This is a genomic window from Paraburkholderia denitrificans (assembly GCF_042655705.1).
Classification (GTDB): Bacteria; Pseudomonadota; Gammaproteobacteria; order Burkholderiales; family Burkholderiaceae; genus Paraburkholderia; species Paraburkholderia denitrificans.
Genome location: NZ_JBHSMP010000013.1, coordinates 131,654 through 155,579, shown reverse-complemented (window position 1 = coordinate 155,579; position 23,926 = coordinate 131,654). Strand labels below are relative to the sequence as shown.

At 56.8% G+C, this 23,926-nt stretch carries 18 protein-coding genes and 5 pseudogenes; 18 read left to right on the top strand and 5 right to left on the bottom strand.

Annotation, left to right across the window (positions count from 1 at the left end; translation table 11 throughout):
* Positions 1–546: 546 nt before the first annotated feature.
* Positions 547–3,471, top strand: coding sequence for an HD domain-containing protein (locus ACFPTO_RS10180; RefSeq protein ID WP_377711243.1), 2,925 nt, complete (start codon positions 547–549; stop codon positions 3,469–3,471).
* A 184-nt stretch (positions 3,472–3,655) separates the two neighbouring features.
* On the opposite strand, the gene ACFPTO_RS10175 is transcribed toward ACFPTO_RS10180, so the two are convergent.
* Both ACFPTO_RS10175 and ACFPTO_RS10170 read right to left on the bottom strand, forming a co-directional pair.
* Positions 3,656–3,823, bottom strand: coding sequence for a hypothetical protein (locus ACFPTO_RS10175; protein WP_377711241.1), 168 nt, complete (start codon positions 3,821–3,823; stop codon positions 3,656–3,658).
* A gap of 557 nt (positions 3,824–4,380) precedes the next feature.
* Positions 4,381–4,645 (bottom strand): annotated as a pseudogene (locus ACFPTO_RS10170) (tyrosine-type recombinase/integrase); the annotation flags it as partial.
* Between ACFPTO_RS10170 and ACFPTO_RS10165 the strand changes: the two are divergent.
* The 17 genes and pseudogenes from ACFPTO_RS10165 to ACFPTO_RS10085 form a co-directional block, all read left to right on the top strand.
* A pseudogene (locus ACFPTO_RS10165) lies at positions 4,643–5,120 on the top strand (phage portal protein); the annotation flags it as partial. The pseudogenes ACFPTO_RS10170 and ACFPTO_RS10165 overlap by 3 nt on opposite strands.
* An 81-nt stretch (positions 5,121–5,201) precedes the next feature.
* Positions 5,202–5,456, top strand: coding sequence for a type II toxin-antitoxin system RelE family toxin (locus ACFPTO_RS10160; RefSeq protein ID WP_377711240.1), 255 nt, complete (start codon positions 5,202–5,204; stop codon positions 5,454–5,456).
* Positions 5,440–5,766 (top strand): helix-turn-helix domain-containing protein, encoded by a 327-nt coding sequence (locus ACFPTO_RS10155; RefSeq protein WP_377711239.1) that lies wholly within the window; start codon positions 5,440–5,442, stop codon positions 5,764–5,766. Before ACFPTO_RS10160 ends, ACFPTO_RS10155 begins: the two co-directional genes overlap by 17 nt.
* 269 nt (positions 5,767–6,035) lie before the next feature.
* Positions 6,036–6,359 (top strand): type II toxin-antitoxin system Phd/YefM family antitoxin, encoded by a 324-nt coding sequence (locus ACFPTO_RS10150; protein ID WP_377711238.1) that lies wholly within the window; start codon positions 6,036–6,038, stop codon positions 6,357–6,359.
* Positions 6,352–6,729: a type II toxin-antitoxin system RelE/ParE family toxin gene (locus tag ACFPTO_RS10145; protein WP_377711237.1), complete on the top strand. Its 378-nt coding sequence runs from the start codon at positions 6,352–6,354 to the stop codon at positions 6,727–6,729. The genes ACFPTO_RS10150 and ACFPTO_RS10145 overlap by 8 nt, the downstream gene beginning before the upstream one ends.
* A gap of 883 nt (positions 6,730–7,612) precedes the next feature.
* Positions 7,613–7,858 (top strand): annotated as a pseudogene (locus tag ACFPTO_RS10140) (methyl-accepting chemotaxis protein); the annotation flags it as partial.
* 148 nt (positions 7,859–8,006) lie between these two features.
* A pseudogene (locus ACFPTO_RS10135) lies at positions 8,007–8,381 on the top strand (tetratricopeptide repeat protein); the annotation flags it as partial.
* Positions 8,382–8,576: 195 nt separating this feature from the next.
* On the top strand, positions 8,577–9,971 hold the full coding sequence (locus ACFPTO_RS10130; RefSeq protein WP_377711713.1) for a tetratricopeptide repeat protein: 1,395 nt from the start codon (positions 8,577–8,579) through the stop codon (positions 9,969–9,971).
* 191 nt (positions 9,972–10,162) lie between these two features.
* A pseudogene (locus ACFPTO_RS10125) lies at positions 10,163–10,327 on the top strand (DegT/DnrJ/EryC1/StrS family aminotransferase); the annotation flags it as partial.
* Between the two features lie 8 nt (positions 10,328–10,335).
* Positions 10,336–11,106: a glucose-1-phosphate cytidylyltransferase gene (rfbF, locus tag ACFPTO_RS10120; protein ID WP_377711235.1), complete on the top strand. Its 771-nt coding sequence runs from the start codon at positions 10,336–10,338 to the stop codon at positions 11,104–11,106.
* Positions 11,097–12,173, top strand: a complete 1,077-nt coding sequence (gene rfbG / locus ACFPTO_RS10115; protein ID WP_377711712.1) for a CDP-glucose 4,6-dehydratase — start codon at positions 11,097–11,099, stop codon at positions 12,171–12,173. Before rfbF ends, rfbG begins: the two co-directional genes overlap by 10 nt.
* 2 nt (positions 12,174–12,175) lie before the next feature.
* Positions 12,176–12,739: a dTDP-4-dehydrorhamnose 3,5-epimerase gene (rfbC, locus tag ACFPTO_RS10110; protein WP_377711233.1), complete on the top strand. Its 564-nt coding sequence runs from the start codon at positions 12,176–12,178 to the stop codon at positions 12,737–12,739.
* 14 nt (positions 12,740–12,753) lie between these two features.
* The gene (locus tag ACFPTO_RS10105) at positions 12,754–13,491 is read left to right on the top strand and encodes a cephalosporin hydroxylase family protein (protein ID WP_377711232.1); all 738 of its coding nucleotides are present in this window, start codon (positions 12,754–12,756) and stop codon (positions 13,489–13,491) included.
* Between the two features lie 6 nt (positions 13,492–13,497).
* On the top strand, positions 13,498–14,412 hold the full coding sequence (locus ACFPTO_RS10100; RefSeq protein WP_377711231.1) for an NAD-dependent epimerase/dehydratase family protein: 915 nt from the start codon (positions 13,498–13,500) through the stop codon (positions 14,410–14,412).
* Between the two features lie 28 nt (positions 14,413–14,440).
* Positions 14,441–15,655, top strand: coding sequence for a TylF/MycF/NovP-related O-methyltransferase (locus tag ACFPTO_RS10095; RefSeq protein WP_377711229.1), 1,215 nt, complete (start codon positions 14,441–14,443; stop codon positions 15,653–15,655).
* Between the two features lie 6 nt (positions 15,656–15,661).
* Positions 15,662–16,324 carry a glycosyltransferase family 2 protein gene (locus ACFPTO_RS10090; protein WP_377711711.1) on the top strand — a complete coding sequence of 221 codons (663 nt, stop codon included), beginning with the start codon at positions 15,662–15,664 and terminating at the stop codon, positions 16,322–16,324.
* A 12-nt stretch (positions 16,325–16,336) separates the two neighbouring features.
* Positions 16,337–17,353 carry a hypothetical protein gene (locus tag ACFPTO_RS10085; RefSeq protein ID WP_377711228.1) on the top strand — a complete coding sequence of 339 codons (1,017 nt, stop codon included), beginning with the start codon at positions 16,337–16,339 and terminating at the stop codon, positions 17,351–17,353.
* Between the two features lie 246 nt (positions 17,354–17,599).
* Here ACFPTO_RS10085 and ACFPTO_RS10080 read toward each other — a convergent pair whose 3' ends face one another.
* Genes ACFPTO_RS10080 through ACFPTO_RS10070 form a run of 3 tightly spaced genes read right to left on the bottom strand, consistent with a single transcriptional unit; the run spans position 17,600 to position 23,897 of the window.
* Positions 17,600–18,475 (bottom strand): hypothetical protein, encoded by an 876-nt coding sequence (locus ACFPTO_RS10080; RefSeq protein WP_377711226.1) that lies wholly within the window; start codon positions 18,473–18,475, stop codon positions 17,600–17,602.
* Positions 18,472–21,252, bottom strand: coding sequence for an O-linked N-acetylglucosamine transferase, SPINDLY family protein (locus ACFPTO_RS10075; RefSeq protein WP_377711225.1), 2,781 nt, complete (start codon positions 21,250–21,252; stop codon positions 18,472–18,474). Before ACFPTO_RS10075 ends, ACFPTO_RS10080 begins: the two co-directional genes overlap by 4 nt.
* Positions 21,249–23,897, bottom strand: a complete 2,649-nt coding sequence (locus ACFPTO_RS10070) for an O-linked N-acetylglucosamine transferase family protein (RefSeq protein WP_377711224.1) — start codon at positions 23,895–23,897, stop codon at positions 21,249–21,251. Before ACFPTO_RS10070 ends, ACFPTO_RS10075 begins: the two co-directional genes overlap by 4 nt.
* Positions 23,898–23,926 lie beyond the last annotated feature (29 nt).

Sequence of the window (23,926 nt, the reverse complement as noted above, 5' to 3'; positions counted from 1 at the left end):
CAAGCCTGCCGAAAACGTTTACCCGACGGCATGAAAAACAATATAAAAGCGAGTGACTGCAGGATAGGCTTGCGCCGGTTTCGGGCGCCAAGCACGTTTTGACTTTGCGTACCAAGCTCGGGAAGATGGCTATACCTGTCGGACGGGAAGTCGGCGCCCTTTATACGCCTACGCACACCTTGTGCCCGAGCATCTCGCGGACGCTGTTAACGTATTCAAGCCGCCCGCCGGGAATTGGCAACTGGAAGCATCGAGAAAGGCGGCGTAGTGTCGGACGCCCGAAGAGTTCGTGCCAAATACAGGGGGCGTAATTACGGTGCAGGAAGTAGCCATTGAGGTTTCCGGCTGTTAGCTACTTAATCCGCCGCGTATTCGGCTCAACCGCGACAACCTTCCTTCTGTTGCCGCGATACAATACGACTACAACATTTCGGCTGTCCATCGACCGGCAAAAAGATGTTTCTGGCGGCCGTTACCCGCGTTGCGAGGTCGGGGCTATTACAAGATTCGTCGGCGGTGCTAAATGCTTCAGTTGAGTAGAAAAAAATGATTACGTTGCCAAGCTTGTTTGAAGATGTTCTCCGGAAAGCGCCCGAACTAGATGCAGCTGTGCGTAAGAATCTCGATCTATTTGAGCCGTGGCTAGAGCAAAGCGGCATGCCTTTTTTCCCAGGTTTCACCGACCATAGCCCACGTCACATTAAGGATGTGTTAGAGACCGCCGCGTCTCTTGTTTCCGACCAGAGTCGCGATCTCTTGAGTGCGGAGGACGTTGCGGTTCTTTGCATGTCGATTTTGCTTCACGATTGTGGTATGCATTTGACGCAGGACGGATTTCGCGCTCTCGTTACTCAAATTGATCCGCCGTTAATTTTGGGGCTCGGGGATAGACCGTGGCATCAACTTTGGAATGATTTTCTCGGTGAAGCAGGAAGATTTGGACAAGAGAAACTCGTCGCGATATTCGGTGATTCGGATCCTGTTAACGTCGCCGAATTCAAAATAGACGATTTGTCAGAACGCGATTGTCTGTTAATTGGCGAATTCGTTCGTCGACATCACGCGAGGCTAGCACATGAGATAGCGTTGCAAGGTGTTCCGAAAAAGAACGGACCGCAGCTCGAGCTGGTTGATCTCGACTCGGAAATTCGAGATATCTCTGGGTTGGTTGCGCGCAGTCACGGGATGTCGATCAGATCCACATTTTCGTACATAACGAGCAGATACAGCCGGATTCCTGAATATAGAAAAATTAAAACGCCATTTTTGATGGCGGTGCTCAGAATTGCAGATTACGTTCAAGTTAAAAGCGAGCGAGCGTTAAAAAGCTTGCTGAGTGTCAAAGAACTTAGAAGTCCGGTTTCTCGCCAAGAATGGCGAAATCATTTCGCCGTCCGTGACGTGTCCACCTTTCATGAAGATCCGGAGGCTCTATACGTGCACGCAGTGCCAGTAGACGTCCGGACATATCTCAAGCTGACGGCCCTTTTTAAGGACATTCAGCGCGAACTAGACGAGTCTTGGGCAACTATTGGTGAAGTGTATGGCCGTCTGGGCGCTCTGGCCGCGTTGGGTCTCACTTGGCGGCGTATACGGTCGAATTTGGATAAGCGGGAAGAGTTCGCCACAATGGTCCCCTATATTCCAATCAAAGCTGGCTTTGATGCATCCGGACCAGACCTGTTGAAGCTCTTGGTCGGCCCGCTCTACGACTACTCGCACAAGGTGGGAATTCGCGAACTGGTTCAAAACGCCATTGATGCCTGTAGGGAGCTCAGCGACCTTTCGGAGAGAGAGAGCCGAAGTTTTGAGTTGGGTGACGAGTTTGACGTTAGAGTCGAATGCCAAGAGTCAGACGACGGTACGGGCTGGATAACAGTGGCGGACTCGGGTGTTGGTATGACGCTCGATACCGTTACGAAATATTTTCTTATCGCGGGGGCTTCTTTTCGCAACAGCGATGTATGGAAGCGTCAGCATACGGATGAGAGCGGCCGCACGCGGGTCCTTCGCGGCGGAAGATTCGGTGTTGGTGCCCTTGCTGCATTCCTGCTCGGAGACGAGATCAAGGTTCAAACGCGGCATATCTATCGAGACGAGAGCGATGGATTGGAGTTCATCGGGCGCATGGACGACCCCATCGTTGAACTTAAGCGTTGCGCGTTCGCTCATGGTACGAGCATAAGGATTTGGGTCTCTGATCGCCGTGTTTTCGACGCACTACGACCATACTTGGCGCAGAGCAAGATTGACCAGTTGGTGCCAGGAGACGTAATTGAACTTGACGCTTGGCCCGCAGTCGATTGGTTCGCACAAGCGCACCCCCGTGTGAAATACGTTTGGAGCGGATTCGATATTTCGGAAAGTTACCAATATCGCGAAAAGAAGCGAATAAGGGCGGAGTTTGTTCCGTCGTCGGACGTTGCGGTGCCAGTACCGGGTGGCGCGATCGGAAGCTGGCATGAGCTTCCGGTACCCAATCCTTACGCAGCGATACTTTGGAAATATGGATTTAAAAATGAAGAGTCAGCAGATGAAGGAAGATTGTTAGACTCAGAAATTACTGTCAATGGTATTCGGGTAGAGAAAATAGGCTATAAAAACGGGTTGTACGTCGAAATTCAAGACAAAAATAAGATGTATGGGCCGTCGTATGTGGTTCGTCGTCCGTTTATGGCGATATTCGATCCTGCTGGAATATGTCCAATTAATCTGCAGCGAAGCTCTATCTCCTTCGATAGGATGGGGATCGACGATCATCTCGGCAGGGACATAATTGCGGATCATTTTCGATCGTTGGCAATCGAGGCGCGAGAATGCAAGACTGTCTCAGATTTCCAAAAATTGTGCCGGAAACTCGCAGATCAAACCACGATCTCCTATCGAGGTTTTATTTCACCTATCTGCGCCACTTCTAGAGGAATTACTCTAAACTCTATTCCGATATTCTCGGAGCTAGAGATTGAAAATCTGATCTTTGTTCACTCAACAGATGAGGCGGCGGCCTCTGCGCTTTCCGGTATTCTCGGCGATGAGGATGCTCTCTTTATTCGTCGAAAAAGTAGTGGTGTAGCGGATGATTTGGCGTGGTTTCGCGGATTTTTTGGTCCAAGTGCCCAGTATTTTTGGTATTCATCCAACAATGGCCTTCCGCAGATCCCGCATCGCGTGGCAGTTTCGGTAATGCCGACAAAAAAATGGCTCGCGGCGACGGAAAAAGGGAGGGTAAGTCGGCAAATTTTGGAATCCCTAGATAGCAGAGTGCATCGGAACGATTTTGAGATGGTGGCCTCCGAAAGCATTAAAAATGCTCGAGGATTAATTCGTCGAATTGACCGATTGCTAGATGTTTTTGGGAAGAATGCGGAAATTGCGATTTGGACTCTCCATGAGGCGCGGGAAGTTCCAGAAGAAGTCCCTCTTTTGCAAAAGCTCTGGGTTCCTGCAGCGGGTGGGATAATACCGAAATGATGCGATATTGGTGATTTCCGCGAAAATTCCAATAGGGGCGCCGTCTCAGCCGACGCCTTCCTCAGCATCCTGCCACCCGCACGTCTTGCGCAGACCGCCGCGCCGTCTTTGGTCGTTGAGTTGAGTTTCGGCACTCCAGCGGTTCGCCATCGTCTCCCCCATTCTCTGATCGCCCGTAGGGCGATCAGAGCTCGCCGACCGATGTGAATTTCGTGCGGCCCGAGTCCGCGCTTGCGCACTTCGTAGAACGTCGAGCGCGAAAGCTTGTAGCGGTCACAGAACTCAGCAGGATGATTGCGCCGCCGCACTCAATGATTTCCGCCTGTAGCAATTCGGCGGGGAGATCGGCCATGTTCGTATCTCCATTGAGCGCGCGTTACTAGCTTGCGTTCAAGCTACCCGAACTTCGCGCGCTTCAGCCGGCGCGTCGAAACGGCTACTTGTATCAGGTCGAATCAACTTTTCGACCATGAGATGCTGCGGTCGAACAGCTTTCTCAAATCGCACGAACCATTCATCAACGACAATCGACGGCAGGCTGAAGGGACGCCCAATCACGGGTAGTTCAACAAGCCGCGTTGCCCGGCGTGCATGAAGGGCTGCTTGACCGTTGAAAACGGACGTTGCAGTTCGAAGGACAAGTGAGGGAATGGGCCGCAAGTCGTCGCGCGGCTTGTTTATGCCCGATGAGCCACGAAACGCGAATGGCTGTTCGTAGCGCGGTAATAAATTGTTGCAAATAACTGCAGCGATGGGGTCGTTACTCCCCAGGTTGTACCCGTAAGAAGGAGGGCACTCCTCAACGCCTTATCTAACGGGCTTCTCCCCGCTTTTTTCGATCCCAGCCGGGCGCCAAGCCTGACAAGGCTTTCAGCGATTTCCCCTCTTCGTCGGCCAGTCTCATTGCAGCTAGATTGCAGCTAACTTCGGGACAGGCAGCTCCGTGAGCGGTGCCACCCAGTGCGCCAGGTGTTCCGCCGACAAGTGCAGCGTAACGCTGCACCATCTCCATTGTTTCCCATCCGCCGAGTTCCTTGAGCACCTGTAACGGCGTGCCGCGCTGCACGTGCCAGCTCGCCCAGGTGTGCCGCAGATCGTGCCAGCGGAAGTCACGGATCCCGGCACGCTTCAGCACCTTCCTCCACGCGGCCGTCACCGTCTGATAGACCGGCTTGATTCGACCTCGCTGAATGAGAGTGCGACGCTGTTTCGCCGACGCTAGTACAAGAACGGGAGCCACGCCGGTTTCATCTGTATATGACGGACGCGGCCGAGCGTCAGGAAGATGTCGACAACCTGCGCCTGGCGCTGAAAAACGCGAAAGGGCCGGGCAATTTCCGGAATCTCTTTATGTACGCGCCGAAGGCGAAGAAGGACTGTATCCAGCGCCTGCCGATCGGCGCGGTCGCCGCGAAGGACGAGTATCAAGAAGGTGACGGTCGAGGATCAGCTTGCGGCGAACCGTGTGCCGCCGCAAGCTGAAGGGCATCATCGTGTCGAATGTGTGAGGATTCGGCGACGGGCACAAGGCGGCCGAGGTATTTAACGCGCTCGAAATTGAGCCGTTGAAGGCGCGGCTGCCGGAGGTGAATGACTGGATCGGTGTCGAAGTTATGCGATTCCGCGATGCGCAACCACCGGCGAAGTAGTGCGCGAGCTACCGCGCCGCCCACTGCGGATAACTTATAGATACCTTGTTCTGGCTTATATCAAAACTTATAATAGCTTGCGTGAACTCGATCAAATGGGCCCCCAAAGCATTCAAGCAGCTGCGTAAGCTGGATCGCCAAGTCCAGACGGTCATTCGTGACAGCGTCAGCACCCTGGAAGCAATGCCGAATTGCCAGAACGTGAAGTCGCTTACGAATCACGAGCATGGCTACCGGCTCAGGGTCGGCAACTACCGGGTTCTGTTTAACTGGGATGGCGGGATCAAGGTGGTCGAAATCGAGGAGGTAAAGAAACACGATGAACGCACGTACTAACGTCCAAATCATCAAGGGGCCGGACGGAGCGCCGGCCTTTGTGGTGATCCCCTACGCGGAATACATGGAATTGCGTCAGGAAGAGCGCGACCTGATTCCGCATGAAGTTGTCAGCGCAACGGTAGACGGGGCGACGCCCCTGCGCGCGTGGCGCGAATATCTCGGGCTGACGCAAGCCGAAGTCGCGATGCGACTCGGCATCAGCCAGTCTGCTTATGCTCAACAAGAGGTGAGCGAGAAGTTGCGCAAGTCGTCGCGCGAGAAGATCGCCGCGGCGCTGGGTATCACGAACGCGCAGCTCGACTTCTGACGCTCGGTTGACCGGGAGAAAAAGCCGCCTGGCACTTCGGTGCCAGCGGCTTAACAGGATGGTCAGCCCGATCCTCACTCAGTGGACTACGCTGAGTGAGGATTTTGTCGTTTTGGAGGTCCATTACGGGACGGCTCGCTTTCTAGTAGATGCGTGTGGCGCATGGACAGCAACTGCCTCGGGCGGCCGACGACTGACGCACTTGGCCGAACGAACGGTGGTGGGATAGACTGTACAGAATTCTGCCAACCTTGTTCCGGGATTCAGTCATGGGCTTTTCAGCCAGCGATGTGGTGCCCCTCACGCAGGCACGCGCCAATCTGTCCGAATTGGCTGACCAGGCCAAGGCGGGCGCCGAGAAGATCATCACCAAGAACGGCGAAAGCTACGTCGCAATCATCGACGCTGACCGGCTGGACTACTACCACCGGCTAGAGCGTGAGCGCATCCACCTGTTACTGATCGAAGACGTCAAGCGTGGTCTGGCTGACATCGAGGCCGGACGTACGCATGCGGCCGACGCCGCCATCGCCCGACTTCAACAACGCCGCGCCAACGTCACCACCGGCAGGACGGTCAAGAAGCGTGGCTGAGGAGGCTTACCGGGTCGAATTGACCTCAAGTTTCCTGGAACGCCTGGAAAGCATTGAGGCGTTCCTGACTGATGCAGACGTGGCATTTGCATTCGATGGTCTGCTCAAGGAGTTGCGCGCCACGGTTATTCCCAACCTAGCCCGATTTCCACGCATCGGTCGGCCCTATCTGGACAATCCGCCTCAGTCTGCCGAAGCTCTGGCACAGCTTGCAGCATTGCCGATTGGCACTGCTGGCGCGCTGCGTGAATATCTGCTCGGTGACTACCTGATGCTTTACGCCTCCATGGAGGCCAGTGCCACGGTGTACTTGCTGTCCATTCGTCACCACCGCCAGCTTTCATTCGATTTCGCGCGGCTGTGGCCGTGATTGATCTGGCTGCCAGGCAGTGACGGCAAGCCGGGGCGCCAGGTTTGACAAGTCTTCCAGCAGCTTCACCCTTCTTCCTGCCTTACATGGTGTAGCGAAAGTACACCTGCGCTTCCGTTATCGAGTCCTTCGCATTGCCTTTCGGACACCACTCAACGAGGCCCGAAGGCCGGGAAATATCGCTTCATTAGACTCAGAAAAAACAAAGCGCCGGACATTGCGTACCGGCGCGATTACAACAAGGATACGTTTTCAGACGTATCTATGACTGTTCAAAAACAGTCTTGGGATGCTCGCTGGCCCTTAACCGAAGCCACGAGCGGCTTGCAGATAGATTGGTCAGAGTCCGTATTATTCAGCGGCAGCCCTCCAGGGTTAATTTCAGGCAAACACGTCTTCCCCGTAGCATCGAAGACGCATGTGGCGGCTAGTCCAACTCGCTACCTGCTTCCTAACCGCTCACTGACAATTTAAGGCCTTTTCCCGTGGGCGAAACCAGGCAAGTTGTCGCGCGGCACGTCGTCGTCATGGCGAACTTTGGGCCTGAATTCGAATCCTCTCATCGGCACCCCAATCCGCACACTCAAAACCGGTGTGCGCTTCTAATGCAGAAGCCCCAACCGCACCCCGCAGCGTCGGGCGAATCGTCAAATACGCTGGTCCTTTCAAGGGTTTTACACCGGAAATTTTTTGCTTACAGCGGTCGATAAGGCAAAGAAGGCAGATGCACCGTGCCGGGTCTGCCCTGTTCGAGGCCCGGTGATTTTCACGGTTACACGCACACACGTATTGACGCCGCTCACCGCGCTCAAGCACGCTGCCGCAAATGGGCGCCTTCATGGGAAAAGGGCGCCCGGCCCTTCGGTCACGTCGTGGAACGCGGATGAACAAACTCAGCTTCACGCAAAAACTCTGGTTGCCGCTGGTGATCAGCCTGATCGCATTGCTAGCTGTTTAGGTTTCCGCTGCCTGGCTCACGCGTTCGACGCGAATCGACGAGCGCAAGCACGATCTCGTCAACATCGCCCATGTCGGCCTCTCGATCGTGCGTGAGTACGCCGCGCTTGTCGAACAGGCGGCTGCCGCGGCGCACTCGCTTACCGAGCAGGCGAAGCGTCTGCAATCGGTGATGGGCACGTTTCAGGTCGGCACGGTCGCGTAATCAGATGCCGGAATAAGCACCATAGTCTGTCGCACATTGCGGATTTGAATCGTGCGAACAGGGATCATGATGGCGTCGTGCCAATTTCCCCAGCCGGACGGCCATTTCGTCCGAAATGCGACGCGTGAACACAAACGATTTCGCGGGACTCGATGTCGAAGTGACCGACCTTTCACCAGAGGACGCGGAGCGGCTCCATCGGCAGGTTCGTGAACAACACCCCGATTTCCCCGAAGCGCACAACAATCACGGCGCCATGCTGCAGCGCCTCGGTCGTCTGCAAGAGGCCGAGGATGCGTTTCGGCAGGCCCTCGCGCTGCGCTCCGATTATCTGGAGGCGCACTACAACCTTGCGCTCACATTGCAGGCGACGAATCGTCTGCACGAGGCTGAAGCCGAATACCAGCAAGCGCTGACGATTCAACCCTCGCACGCCGAGTCGCATCACAATCTCGGCAATGTGATGAAGTCGCTCGGGCGCCTGCACGAGGCAGAGATTGCGTATCGGCGGGCGATTGAAATTCGTCCGCACTATCCCCTTGCGCTGAATAATCTCGCGAGCGTATTGAAGCTGCGCGAGCGATATATCGAGGCCGAACTCGCGTGCCGTTGCGCGCTCACGATTCAGCCGCGCTATCCCGAAGCGCTCAACACGCACGGCACGATCCTCGAAAAGCTCGGGCGCTTGCCCGAAGCCGAAACGGCCTATCGCCATGCGATCGCCATTCGCCCGGATTTCGCCGAAAGCCATTACAACCTCGGGATCGTGTTGCACGCGCTGGAGCGTCTCGATGATGCGGAAGCGAGCTATCGCGAGGCGCTTGCGCTACGTCCGCAGAGCGTCGAAATACTGAACAATCTTGGCGGCGTGCTGCAGGCTCGCGGGTTGCCCGCGCAGGCCGCGGAGCTTTACCGCAGGGCGTTGGCGCTGCGCCCGGAACTGAGCGTGACGCATTACAACCTCGGGACGGTGCTCAAGAGCCTCGATTGTCTCGCCGAAGCCGAAGTCGAATATCGTGCGGCGCTTGCGCTCGATCCGCGTTATGCCGATGCGCGTTTCGGGCTCGCGACGCTGCTGCTGAGTTTTGGGCGGTATGAAGAAGCGTGGGTGGAATACGAGGCGCGTTACGAACCGGAGCGTTTTGTTCATCGCCAGAGCGAAGTGGTGCTGAAGCCCTGTCCGCGTTGGCGTGGCGAGTCGTTGCAAGGCCGCTCGCTGCTGGTCTGGCAGGAGGATGGGCTCGGCGATATGGTGCAGTTCGGCCGTTATCTGGCGCGCTTGAAGGCGCTCGGGGTTTCACGTTTGACGGTGGCGTGTTTGCCGCCGCTGCACCGCTTATTGCGTGCCGTGGATGGCGTCGATGAGGTGGTCGTTCATGCAGAGGCTCAGGCGCACGTGGCCGAGTTCGATTGCTGGATCAGCCTGATGAGCGTGCCGCTGCGTCTGGGCATGGTCGATCATGCGCAAGACGAGGCGCTTTCGCCGGCGGTGTATTTGAAGCCCGATCCCGTTCTGGTCGAGCGCTGGCGTGCGAAGCTTGATACGCTGCCGCCCGGGTTGCGCGTGGGCCTTGTGTGGAAGGGCAATCCGAAGCATCACAACGATGCACACCGGTCATTGCCTTCGCTCGCCGTGCTTGAACCGCTGTGGCAGGTGCCGGGCGTTCAGTTCGTCAGTTTGCAGAAAGGGCAGGGTGAGGACGAGGCCGCCATGCCGCCGGAGGGACAGCCGCTGCTGCATCTGGGATCCGAGGTTGGCGATCTGGCCGATAGCGCCGCGATCGTCGCGCAGCTCGATCTGGTGATTTGTGTGGATACCGCGATGGCTCATATCGCGGGATCCGTTGGCACGCCGTGCTGGGTGCTGCTGCCCGCGCAGGATATCGACTGGCGCTGGATGCACGGGCGGGAGGATTCGCCGTGGTATCCGGGCGTAAGGTTGTTCAGGCAGCGGGCGCAGGGGCGGTGGGGCGGTGTCGTCGAGTCTGTTCAGAAAGCGCTTCCCCAGCGTGTTGATACGGGCGCTCGTGCCCCCCAAATGCTGCCGCCGCTCTCCCTTCCGGACGCGGTATCTCGCTAACTAGCACCGCTTTCGGGCTCAAATCCGCGCTTCAGGGTGGCCGGCCAGGTCGGATAATCCGATACGGTCGCTCCTTCCGTGTTCACTGCAACTGTGACTGCTTCTTGCGAGTGCCGCGTATTGGCGAGTCGCTTTCGTGTCTGGAAATGAACGAGGCGCTGGCTTGAGCGCAAACATTGATCTGTTAACACATGCGAAACGAGAACATTTTTGTCACCAGGCCGACCTTGCCTCCCCTGGACGAGCTGGTTCCTTATTTGCAGCAAATCTGGAACAACAAAGTTCTCACGAATGGCGGTCCGTTCCACGAACAGTTGGAAGCGAACCTTTGCGTGTACCTCGGCGTAGAACAAATCTTATCGTTATGAAAGCAGTCATCCTCGCAGGCGGATTGGGTACACGGATTTCCGAAGAAACCAGTCTGCGCCCCAAGCCCATGATCGAGATCGGCGGCAAGCCGATGTTGTGGCACATCATGATGGTCTACTCCAGCCACGGCATTCACGACTTTGTGATCTGCTGCGGCTACCGGGGTTACATGATTAAAGAGTATTTCGCCAACTACTTCTTGCATATGTCTGATGTCACTTTTGACATGGCCAACAACGCCATGCAAGTGCACCATCGCTATGCCGAACCTTGGCGAGTGACGCTGGTCGATACAGGCGAAGACACCATGACCGGCGGACGCCTCAAGCGAGTACGCGACTACGTACAGGACGGCGATTTTTGCTTTACCTATGGTGACGGTATTGCCGACATCGACATCACCCAGGAAATTGTCTTTCACCAGCAACACGGCAAACTGGCGACCATCGCCGCTGTGCAACCGCCGGGGCGATATGGGGCATTGGCAATGGAAGGCGAGTGCGTGGCTGGTTTTCACGAAAAACCTCGCGGCGATGGCGGCCTCATCAACGGCGGTTTTTTTATCTTGTCGCCGCGCTGCATCGACTACATTGAAAATGATGCCTCCAGTTGGGAAGTTGAGCCATTAACAAGGCTTGCCGCAGAAGGGGAACTGATGGCGTTTGAACATCAGGGATTCTGGCAGCCGATGGACACGCTGAGAGAAAAAAACGTGCTCGAAGGCTTGTGGGCATCGGGCAAAGCGCCGTGGAAAACATGGTCTTGAATCAGTCTTTCTGGTCTGGCCGCCGCGTTTTTTTAACCGGACATACCGGCTTTAAAGGCGGCTGGCTGGCGTTGTGGTTAAGCGAAATGGGAGCAGAGGTTCATGGTTATGCGCTAGCCCCCGCCACCACACCAGGTTTTTATGAAGTGACCAGGTTGGCTGACCGCTTAGCCAGCAGCACGATTGCCGACATTCGTGATGCCGACGCTTTGCGCCTTGCGTTGCAGGCGGCATCGCCCGAGATTGTTTTGCACCTTGCCGCCCAGCCGCTCGTGCGCTATTCCTACGCAGAGCCCGCTGAAACTTACGCAGTCAATGTGATGGGCGTGGTGAATCTCTTTGAGGCCGTGCGTCAAACGCCCACAGTTCGTGCGGTGCTGAATATCACCACCGACAAATGTTATGAGAATCGGGAGAAAAACGAACCCTACGCAGAGGACGAAACACTAGGCGGATACGACCCATATTCAAGCAGCAAAGCCTGTTCAGAACTCGTGACATCCGCTTATCGCCGCTCTTTTTTTACGGCGCAAAATATCGCATTAGCTAGCGCTCGCGCCGGCAATGTCATCGGCGGTGGCGACTGGTCGCTTGATCGTCTTGTGCCTGATTTTTTGCGCGCCATCGATGCGGGCCAGCCGCTTGTCATTCGTTACCCTCACGCAGTTCGCCCGTGGCAGCATGTGCTCGAACCCTTATCGGGCTATCTGCAACTGGCGGAAAAGCTCCATACCGAAAACAACGCGTATGCCGAGGCCTGGAATTTTGGTTCGGAAGACGCTGATGCTCGCTCGGTTGAATGGATTGCAGATCGTCTCTGCGCGCTCATTCCCGGTGCTAACTGGCACCAGGAAAAAGCGCCGCAACAGCACGAGGCCGGGATTCTCAAACTAAGTAGCAACAAAGCCAAACAACGCCTGAATTGGCATCCACGCTGGACGCTTGATGAAGCGTTGGTGCATACCGTTGACTGGCATTTGGCCTGGCGCGAGGGTGCGGATATGCAAGTATTTTCTCTGATGCAAATTGACCAATACGGGGCAGCTCAGCAGGAAACGCAGGAGTGATAGTGGATATATTCGATCTCAAAATTCATGGGGTAAAAAAAATTGTGCTTGCCCCGCGCCGTGATTCTCGCGGCTATTTTATGAGAGCCTATGACGCGGACGTATTTGAACAAGCAGGCTTGCACAAAAACTGGGTTCAAGAAAACCAATCCGGCACACTCAAGAAAGACACCGTTCGCGGCCTGCATTTTCAGAAAGCGCCCTTCACCGAAACCAAGTTGGTTCGAGTGGTGGTCGGCGCCTTGCTTGATGTATTCGTCGACTGCCGCCCGAATTCCCCCACGTTTGGAATGCACGACAAAATTGTCTTGAATGGCGACGAACCTGTTTGGCTTTTTCTTCCCAAAGGAATCGCGCATGGCTTTTGCTCCCTGGCGGATGGCGCGGTCTTGAGTTACAAGGTGGATAAGCCCTATTCAGCGGAGCACGATTCAGGAATTCTCTGGAATGATCCTGAATTGAAAATAGGCTGGCCGACCACAGTACCCGCCGAGATTTCCGACAAAGACAGGCATCTCCCCACATTTTTCCAGCAGCGGGATATTTTCAACAAGTTTAATTTTTAACAGGGGGCAATGACATGGATCCTATTCAGCAATTCAAGGGCGAGAGGGCCGATGATATTAAGCGCATGGCGGCTGATGAACGCTTAAAGAAGGCATCGCTCGACTGGATGATCGCTTCCGACGAATATAAATACTCATACAACTACACATGGCTTGGCCGCCCGATCATCAAGTACCCAAGCGACATCGTGGCCACTCAAGAGATTATTTGGGCAGTCAAGCCCGATTTAATTATTGAAACCGGCATCGCGCATGGCGGAAGCCTGATGTTGTCGGCATCCATGCTTGAGATAAATGGCGGCGATGGCCTGGTGTTGGGCATCGACATCGACATTCGCGAGCACAACCGTAAAGAAATCCTCAATCATCCGATGGCAAAACGCATCCAGATGATTGAAGGCTCGTCCATATCCGCCGAGACGATGGCGCAGGTACGAGAAATCGCCCGTGGGCGTAAGCGCGTGATGGTTTTTCTCGATTCGCTGCACAGCCACGCTCACGTCGCGGCTGAACTTGAGCTTTACGCGCCCTTGGTCAGTATCGGTTCATACCTTGTGCTACCCGATACTTTTATTGAGTATTTTCCGAAGGGCTATTACTCCGCAACCCGCCCGTGGGATGTTGGCGATAACCCAATGACGGCTATGCGAGATTTCTTGAAGGGCAATAACGAATTCGAGATAGATCGGCAACTCTGTGACAAGTTGATGATTACAGAGGCGTTTGATGGTTATTTGAAGCGTGTCCGGTAATCTGCCATGCGCATCTTGTTGACTGGCGCATCGGGATTAATTGGCTCTGCTGTCTATGCCAGCCTGAAAACACACGAGTCTTTTCGGTTAGGGCGAGATTTATCCAAAGCCGATTGCCTTTGCGATCTATCAGACTTGGCGAATTGCCAGATCTTCCCTGCCAGTGACGCGCTGGTGCATTGCGCTGGCGTTGTTGACGAAGATTTTGCCGATGGTGCCATTGGCAATTTGACAAAAATCCTTGCTGGTGCCGAGGGGCTTGCCCAACGTGCCAAAGAAGCGGGTGCCAGGATTGCCATTTATGTTTCCAGCTCCCACGTCTATGGAAAACAAGAAGGCACGATAGACGAAAGTCGGCCACCCAACCCCTTGTCTTACTATGCAATGGCGCACTTCTGCACGGAGCAGATTTTCAGAAAAGTATTTTCGGGCGAAGATTGCCAGGTGGTCGTTCTGCGCCCCAATGCCGTATATGGGGCATTGCCGGATTTGCGCCATTTTCGGCGATGGAGCTTGATTCCCTTCTCGTTTCCTCTTGAAGCTTATATGCATGGTCAAATCACGCTCCGTAGCAGCGGTGAGCAAAGGCGCAACTTCGTGAGCAGCCGCTCTATCGCAGAGACGATTTGCCGCATACTGGACACTCCCTTCAAGATGCCGGCCGTCATCAATGTGTTGGGGAACACAACCGAATCTGTCTACCATTACGCCGAGCGTTCGGCTGACAGTCTTTTTAGAGTAAGCGGACGGCATTGCGCAGTTGTGCGTCCTTCGGTCGATTCGGCAACAAAGAAGCCAACCCCCTTTTGCTATGCCAGTAAGTTCTCGCAGGTTCAGGAAACCGTCAGCCCGGGTGAGCACCTCGATCAACTCATGCTTCAATTTTCACAAAATTCTGACTGGCTAATGGAGCGGTCATAATTTCAACCGACAAGAAAAACTTTTTCACATGAGCGAATATTTATACAACCAGGATGGCTTATACACTAACCACAATACAGGGTGGATGAGCGACCCGCGTTTTGCCACGGCTTATGCGGCGGGTGAAGCAACAGGTTCCTGGAGCGGCGCGGCTATTCATTGGCGTGTGCATGTTGCGTGCTGGTTTGCGGAACGCGCGATGCAGCGCGAAGGTGACTTGATCGAATGCGGTGTTAATCGTGGTGGCATCGCCCGCTCCATTCTTTCCTACTGCTCGGAGCAAATTGGCGCAAAGCGTTTTTATCTGCTTGACACTTATGAAGGGGTTCCGAGTTCGGTCTTGTCCGAACGTGAACGCGCGCATTATGAGTTTTTAAAAAATTATTACAGCGAATGCTATCAGGCGGTTGTCCAGACCTTCAAAGCGTTTCCCAATGTTTATCCGATACGCGGCCTTGTTCCCGAAACCTTTAACCAGGTCGAATCAAAACAGTTCTGCTTTGTTCATATCGACATGAACAACGTAAAGTCTGAAATGGCTGCCGCAGAGTACCTTTGGCCGTTGATGGTTGATGGCGGTGTCATGCTGCTTGATGATTATGGATGGGAGGCGTACAGGGATCAGCGTGATGCTTTTGATGCGTTTGCTGCAAAGCGTGGATTGTCCGTGCTGAGCCTGCCTACCGGACAAGGCGTGTTGATGAAGGCGGAGGCCAGGAGCAGCAACATCAGTGTTCCGCATAATGGCCTGGCGATTCATCCAACCGCCTATGTCAGTGAAAATGCGGTGATTCAGCCTTCGGTAAAGGGCTCGTTGTTTACCATCGGCGCGCACACGCAAATCTATGACTTCGCCGTCATCAAGGCCGTTGGTGGCTCAGGCGACATAAAAATCGGGGAGCATTGCTACATCAATCCCCATTGCACGCTTTTCTCAGGCAACGGCATCGTGCTCGGCAATTACGTGTTGATCGCTCCGGGCTGCGTTATCGCGCCGACTAATCATGCTTATTTGTCCCGGCAGGAGGTCATGCGGCATCAAGAATTCATGCCCAGCAAAGGCGGCGTGGTGATTGAGGATGATGTGTGGATTGGCGCTAACTCGACTATTCTTGATGGCGCGCATATCGGACAAGGTGCCATCATCGCGGCAGGCAGCGTGGTCAGGGGGGAGGTAGGGGCGTTCGAGATATGGGGCGGTGTGCCCGCGCGTTTGATTGGTCAGCGGCCAAAAGATGTGTAATTGGATGTGAAATCGACAGGCCAGGGGAAAAAGCAACCATTGGTGACGGTGCTGATTCCCACCTTCAACCGTGCGGAGATGCTGAAAGCCGCCGTAGGCTCGGTATTGATGCAAACCTTCGCGGATTGGCAACTGATCGTCTCGGACAACGCCTCTACCGACCATACCCGTGAAGTCATGGCTGAATTTTTCGCAACAATACTGCCTCATCTTGAGAATGACCCCGAATTGGGCATGCGTTTTGGCACGATCTATATTCTTCTGGATGCCGATGGCAGACATGCGGCTAACGCGCCTGCGGCGATGAAACCGGGGCGTTACAGCGTGGGAGAAGGGGCGGTGGAAATGACGTATCGGCAACGTCCCGCCTCAAACGGCGCATTAACGCGAACCGCTGCGTTTCTTGACGTTGGCGGGTTCGAAGTGAGGGCGCATTATGTGGCGGATCTGGATTTCATGCGACCCGTCGCTGTCTGTTGTCCTGTGATGTATGTCGATCATTATGTTGCCTGCCATATTCAACATGCGAACAATGCATTCGCGAATGCTAATGCCTGGTATCCAGGCCTAACGGTGTTGCCTGAAAATTTGCAGTCCATGAAAGGCTTATCCGGGCAGCACCTGGAGGGCATTACCAACAATCTTCTGGCGCAAGCTGGCCGCCGCTGACCCATAAAAATCATGCGTATTTTTTGCCTTTGTCATTTGCCACCCGTTTTCCCGCTCCCCAAAGACACCTGCTTTATCGGCATGGGTGACTATCGGGATTTTCCAGCGGGCTACCATGTGAGCGAAATTGCTGACGAACTGGATGCCCTGCATCCTTTTCTTGCTGGCGCGTCAGGTGCGTTCGCTATTGCGCGAATACTCAAAAGAACCAATGCTTCAGATGGTCGCGTCTGCCTCATGTTGCACCGGAAATTTATTGCCCCCCAGGCGTTTGGAAACCCGGCTCCCAATTATGCCGGCATGTTTGTGCTGGATACCGCCGCCGCCGCGCAGATTGACTTTACAGCGCTCGTGGCCAACGTCCAGACACCGTATCTGCTCGCCCAACCGATTAGAGTGGGCAATATATATCGGCAATTTGCCGCGGCACACAAAATTCCTGATCTTTTGCGTTATGTGGCGATTGCGGTGGAGCTTGGCGTATTGACACCGGAGGAGTCGTCATTGTTTTTCTCTGACGACATACTAATCCCCTGTGGTGTCGAATGTGGGATTTTCCCAACCGAGGTTTTTCTGACCATCATCGACAAACTGGAGCGGGTTTGCCTCACCTTTATGCGCTCACATATGCCCAGCTCGTTTGACTCTTACAACCGTCGAGCGCTCGACTTTTGTAATGAAAGGCTGGGGAGTTTTTTGCTCAAGCAGGTATTGGTCAGTTCAATGCAAGAAATTCCTGCACAATGGTTCGGCTACATGCACACCGTTGGCGACCCGCAGAAATATGTTCCGGGAGGCATGTCCGTCAAGGCAACCCAACATAAACCCTACGGCAATATGGGGAAATCCGGCCACGAATCCGTGGCTACCTCGACTGATGCCTGGGACGAACAGGCGTATCTAGCGGCCAATCCGGACATTGCCGAAGCGATTGCCACAGGTCAGATTGCGTCTGGGTATCAGCACTACATGATGTATGGTCGCAAGGAAGGGCGACCAATCAATGTGAAACCCCATAACGGCGATTGACCCGGCAACAACTTCCACGGAGGGGGGAAACCCATTTCAAACCAGGCCTCCCCTTGGATACATCATCTCGCGTCATTGCGGCGCGACTCTAAAACCCCGCCTTCTCGCGGGCGTCGTATAACGGCTATTACATCAGCCTGGCTGATGTGTCCGGGAGAACGGGGGACGGCCATGAAGCCATGACGATAGTCTGCAAATATGGCATCCGCGAAATATGTGGACTGAACCCCGATAGATCGAGTGGTATCACCGCGACCGTAATCTCCCAACTGGGGCGGATTGACGCGGTGCCGCGGATTCGCTTTGGTAGCGCATTAGCAGTCGTTCTCTCGCCCGCACGAACTGCTCGTAATACCCGCGAAATCCCGTGACGCTCGCCGCGTATTTCAGCGCATCGAGCACCACCATTTCCTCGCGGTATTTCCCGTCCAGCAGCCCGTTATCGGCGAGCAGCACGGTCGAATCGTAATTTCTGACTTTCCAGCGGTCCGGCTCGGTGCTCAGGATGATCGACACGATGCGTTCGATCACGAACACCTTGGCAGGCGTCGGCAGTACGTAACGGCGGTCGCTGTTAAGTTGCGCGGCAAGCTCGGTGCCGCCCGCTTCCGCAACTTCGAAAATGCGCTCGCACAGCGCGAGCCAGTGCTGCCAGAAGCGCGGCTTGGCAACGAAATAATTGCAGTACACCGTTCCGGCGGCGCTCATGACGAGGCCGTTCATGAGCGGTTCGCAATCCCGGTGCGGCGCGATCAGCTTCAGCACGCCTGCGAGCGTCGAGGCGATGCCCGGATGCCAGTATTCGGCCTGCTCGAACACGTTTCTAAAGAACGCGATGTTGCTGAAGTACGGCGAAAACGTGACGACGTCCACGTCGTCGGGCGTATCGGCCAGAAACTGCGCGACCTGCGCGGAGGTCAAGCCGGTCTTTTCCGCGAATTTCGGCGAAAAGAAACCGTAGTGCGCATGCGGATCTAACGTTTTTTCCAGCAAAAAGCGGCGTATCGGCCAGTATTCGTACCAGTCGGGACGCTGTCCGGAGTTGTCGAGCGGAATGAAACCCGGGTCGAGCCTCGCACGCGATTCGGGCGAGTAGAAAATCTGATGGATGTAATGCTTCATCGAAGTCCCGACGTCTGATTGGGCGTAGCGAGTGCTTCGATGCGCTTGAGTACGCCTCGCTGCTGTTCGAGGAATTTACGGTAATACACCTGATTACCCGTATGAATGGCAGCCAGCTTGAGCGCGTCGAGTTCGATCAGTTCGTTTCGGCAGGCGCTGGCAACATTCGCGTCCGGCATGGACATCGAATCGTAAGGCCGGACCTTCCAGGCGGCGGGTGTGAGGCTTAGGAGCAGCGATGCGATGCGTTCGACGACAAGCGCGCGGGCCAGCATGGGCGGTTCGCTGCGCACGGGGGCGTTCAGCAAGCGGGCAAGGGCGCTGTTGTTGGCTTCGGCAACTGTAAAAATCGCTTCGCACACGTTCAGCCAGCTTTGCCAGAAACGCGGCTTGGCGACGAAGCAGTTGCCGTACACGGTTTCAACGGAACTCATGACGAGGTTGCCCAGCACCGTTTTGCCGTCCGCGCCCGGCGCGATGGATTCAATCACGCCCTCGAACACCGCTGCGATACCAGGGGTGCCATATTCCGCCTGCTCGAACATGTTCCTGAATGGCGCGCCGCGACTGAAGCAAGGCGAAAACGTCACGACGTCCACATCGTCCGGCGTGGAAGCCAGAAACTGATGGACCTGATTCGCCGTGAGCGACGTTTTCTCGTGGAAGTCCGCCGGGAAAAGGCCGTAGCGTGCCGCTGGGTCGAGCGTGTTTTCGGTCAGGAAACGGCGGATCGGCCAGTATTCGGGCCAGTCGGTCGATGTGGGCCGCGGCTCCGTGTTGTCGAGCGCGATGAAACCCGGATCGAGCGCCGCTCGCGTTTCGGGCGATCGATATATCTGATAGACGAAATTTTTCATCGCGACATTCGTCTGCAATGCGGACGGTTTGATGAGGGATTCTTCCGATACGTCGAACGATTGCGGCGGCTGTCCTGCGCACCAGCGCCGCCACATCGTGCGCAACGCTTCGCTGACGCCGCGTGCGAGTGCCTCGGGCTGAAACATCGGCGATGCCGCACAGCGCTCGCGCATGCCGGCTCGCAGTTCGGCTAGCGCAGGCAGATCGGCGGCGAGCGCCGCACCGCGTCGCTCGAAGTCCTCTGTATCGCTGGCGACGAAGCGCTCCAGGCCGGCATGTCCCATGACCGTCGCCCCGCTGCGTCCCGGCACGGTCCGGCCCGGCAATGTCAACGTGGGCACACCCATCCAGAGCGACTGCAGTGCGGTTGTCAGTCCGCCGAACGGGAACGTGTCGAGCGCGATATCGACTTCGTGATGCAGTTGCAGAAACTCGGCGACCGGCATGCGCGGGTGAAAATCAAGCCGCTCGCTTTCGATGCCTTCCTCCGCGAACCATTGGGATAGTTGTGCATCGAGTGCGCCATCCGGGGGCATGGCGGCGATCTTCAGGCGGGCGGTCGGCACCGAACGCAGCAACCGGGCCCAGAGCGCGACGACGTTGCGTTGCAACTTATTGATGCGGTTGAAGCTGCCAAACGTTACGTAGCCGTTGCGCAGGGCCGGTAGTTCATTCAACGGCGGCGCATCCTGTTCCGGCAGAAAAGGCGCGACGGCGGGCAGATAGACGATTTTTTCGGTGAATTGCGCTTCGAATTGCGCAGACGGTGTCCAGTAGCGATCCGCCAGAAAATAGTCGATTGCGGTGAGGCCAGTCGTGCCGGGGTAGCCGATCCAGCTGGCCTGCACGGGAGCGGGCTTGCGCGCGAACGCGGGCAGCCGGTTATAGCCGGTGTGGCCGGACAGATCGATCAGGATGTCGATGCCATCGTTCTCGATCTGACGCACGAGAGCGGCATCGTCCATATCGCTGGCGTCGCGCCATTGCGCAAAATGACGGCGTAACCGCTCGGTGATAGCGTCTGGCCGGACGGTATTCGAATAAGCATACAGGCGCAAACCGGTGTCGCGCGCAAGGTGCGGCAACACCGGTTCGATGAAGTTCGCGACCGGATGCCGGTTCAGATCGGCCGAGACGAAGCCGATCCGCAGCACGCGTTCGGGTTCGTGCGAATTCGCATGGCGTGGCCAATGCGGTTTGTGGGGTGCTTCGAATGGTTCGGCAAAACCGCAATGCGCAGCGAATAGCGCGTCGGGTTCGACGTTTTCACTATGCGTGACGCAGAACAGCAAATTGCTCCAGGTGGCAGCATCGCCGGAGTCGCGATCGAGCGAGTGCAGGAATTGGCGCATCGCCTCCTCGACTCGCCCCTGGCGCAAATAGAGCGAGCCGAGCGAGTTCCATACGAGCGCCGAGTCTGGTGCAAGTTGCGCGGCTTGCAGCAGGTATTGCTCGGCTTCACGCTCGCGATCGGTGGCCATCAAGATAACGCCGAGGAGGCGCGTGCCTTCCACGTGTCCCGGAGTGACTTCAAGCAGCTTGCGGCAGAGACGTTCGGCATCCGTATGGTCAGCTTTGGCTTCCAGCAGCGCAGCATATCCCTGCAGCACGTCCGGATCGTTCGGAAGCAGTTCGTGAGCGCGCCGCAGATACGGTTCGGCTGCCAGATGCTGGCCCAGTTGGTACAGGCTGATCGCGCGCACCTTCCAGCCGAGCGGGTGAGCGGGAAACTGTTCGATCAACGCGCTCGCTGCCGCATTGGCTTCGTCAAGCCGCCCGGCGTTGAAGAGCGCGATCGCCGCCTCGCCCTGCGCCCGGGTGGGCAAGGCTGAGCCATGGCCCGTATCGGCGGGCGGCATGCTCTGAGCCACCGGTTTCAGCGCGCCTCGCGGGAGGTGGCGTTGTTTGGGTCGCGTCATGGCGCGTCCTGCGCCGTCACATCAAAAGTTTCCGCCGGCAGCCCGGCGCACCAGCGCCGCCACATCACGCGCAGCGCCCGGCTTACCTCGCTCGCGACGACTTCCGGCTGGAACATGGGCGACTTGAGGCAGCGCTCGCGCATGGTCGCACGCAGTTCGGCCAGTGTCGGGATCTCGTTCGCCAACGCTATGCCGCGCCGCACGAAGTCTTGCGGGCCGGTGGCGACGAACTGCTCGAGACCTGCATGACTCATCGCAGTCGATCCGCTTCGCCCCGGCACGGTTTCGCCGGCGAGGGTCAACGTGGGGACGCCCATCCATAACGATTGAAGTGCGGTGGTCAGGCCGCCGTACGGAATCGAATCGAGACATATATCGACTGCGTAATGCTGCTGCAGGAACACTGCAACGGAACTGCGTGGGCAGAAGTCGAACCGTTCGCGCGCAATACCCTCTTCGTCGAACCACGCAAGCAGCTTGTTTGGACCGGTATCGTCACTCGGCATGGCACCGATCCGCATGCGTGCATTGGGCAATGCGCGCAGCAATTGCGCCCACAACGCGATCGTGGGGCGCCGCAGCTTTTCGAGCCGGTTGAAACTGCCGAAGGTCACATAGCCGTTGGATAGCGCTGGCAGCGCATTGACCGGTGGCGCATTGTCCGCCGGATGGAATGGCATGACGGCGGGCAAATAGACGATCTTTTCCGTGAAGCGCGCGCGGAATGCGTCGTTGGGCACCCAGAAGCGGTCCGCCAGAAAATAGTCGACTGCACTCAATCCCGTTGTACCGGGATAGCCTATCCAGCACGCCTGGACCGGCGCAGCTTTGCGTGCCAGCACGAGCAGGCGGTTAAGGGCTGTGTGCCCGCCAAGATCGATCAGGATATCGATGCGGTCAGCACGGATTTGCCGTGTTGCCTCGTCGTTCGATACACCGCAGATGTTGCGCCAGTGCGCGAAATGCGCCCGTAGCTTTTCGGTAACGTGGTCGCTGCCCGGGGTATTGGAATAAGCATGGAGCTCAAGGCCCGGGTCTCTCGCGAGTCCGGGCAGTACGGCCAGCAGGAAAGTCGAAACGGCATGCGCGCGCAGGTCCGCCGAGATGATGCCGATGCGCAGCCTGCGCTCGGGTTCGCGCGTGTTCGGATGCCCGGACCACCTGGCACGGAATCGGGGCTCGAAGTGCTCGCCGTAGCGCACGTGTTCGGCAAAGAGCTGATCCGCGCTGATGGCTTCGTTGTGCGTCAGTGTGAACAGCAAATTGCTCCAGCTCATGTCGCTGTCGGGCGAATGCTGCAACGCGAGCCGGAACTGTGCGGTTGCGTCCTCGATGCGCCCCTGGCGGATGTGAAGCGCCCCTTGGGCCAAGGCGACCAGGGCTGGATCGGTCGTGGTCTTCCATGCGCGAGCAAAGCATTGTTCTGCTTCGTCGAGACGTCCGAGTGACGCGAGGATAATGGCCTCCAGCCGGGCGCCTTCGGGATGCTCCGGGTGGAATTCAGCCAGCTTGCGGCAGATTGTCAGCGCGGTATCGTGACGGGTTTGGGCTTCGAGCGTGGCCGCATAGCCATGGAGGACATCGGCATCCTCAGGATTAAGCTCGTATGCAGCGTTGAGCTCGCTTAATGCGGCATCAAGCTTGCCTTGCGAATACAGCGCGACGCCGAGAACCTTCGTACCCATCGCATGACCGGGAAACTTTTTGAGGAACGCGCGGGCATTTTTTTCGGCCACTTCGAAGTGACGGTTGTTGTACGGCTCGGCGAGTGATTCAAGCTGTTTGCGCGTCGGCTCTTTTTGCTTTCCGTTCCGGTGGCTCGCCGCCGGGCCGGATTTTGTCTGCGATGAGGGCCGTTCTTGCACTGCGCTTCCCGCAGGTGGGTTGGCAGGGCTCTGGATGTTGTAGCTGCCGCCATTCGACAAGTGGCTCATCAGGTCGATAAGCTGATTGACCACCGGCCCCTGCAAGCCATGGCGCTGCCCGAGCTCCAGGGCGACCCACGCGGCTTTCAGGCGCTTGGCATGGATCAGTGCATCGACATAGTTCGCCCAGTACTGGCCGTTGTTCGGATTGATGCCGAGCGCCGTTTCGAGGCGCGGCAGTGCTTCAAGCGGCCGGCCGAGCGCAAGCAGGGCGAGTGCGATCCCGTGGTTCGCATCCGGATAGTGCGGATACACCGCCAGCACGGTTTCGAATTGCCGGATCGCTTCTTCATGCTGCCCGGCACGGCTTGCCGCCCCTGCTGCGAACATCGCTTCGGCCGCCGCAAGGTGCGTTGCAAGCTGAGGATCGGGCGGCAGCAGCAACGCCGCCTGACGCAGCAGGTCGCGCGAGCCCGGCAGATCGCCGCGACGCAGGCGGTCGTAGGCGAGCGTCTTCCACCCGTAGCCCTCGTTGGGGAGGATCTGCGTCATCTGGCGCGCAATCGCACAGGCGTCGTCGTGCTGTTCGATCGACGTGAGCTTGTCGATCGTGGCGACGAAGTCGCGCACGAGCGCGGCGCGCTGATCGGCGGGGAGCGTGGCGGCGAGAGACAGGATGTCGGCGTTAGCCGAATCGGCTAGGGCAAGCGGCGTGGCGGTCATGGCAGGGCGCACAAAGAAGCATGTCCGGTCAGTGTAGCGGCGCGCCGGGCGCGGCAATTGGCCAAGCAAGCACCGGATTGCCGGGC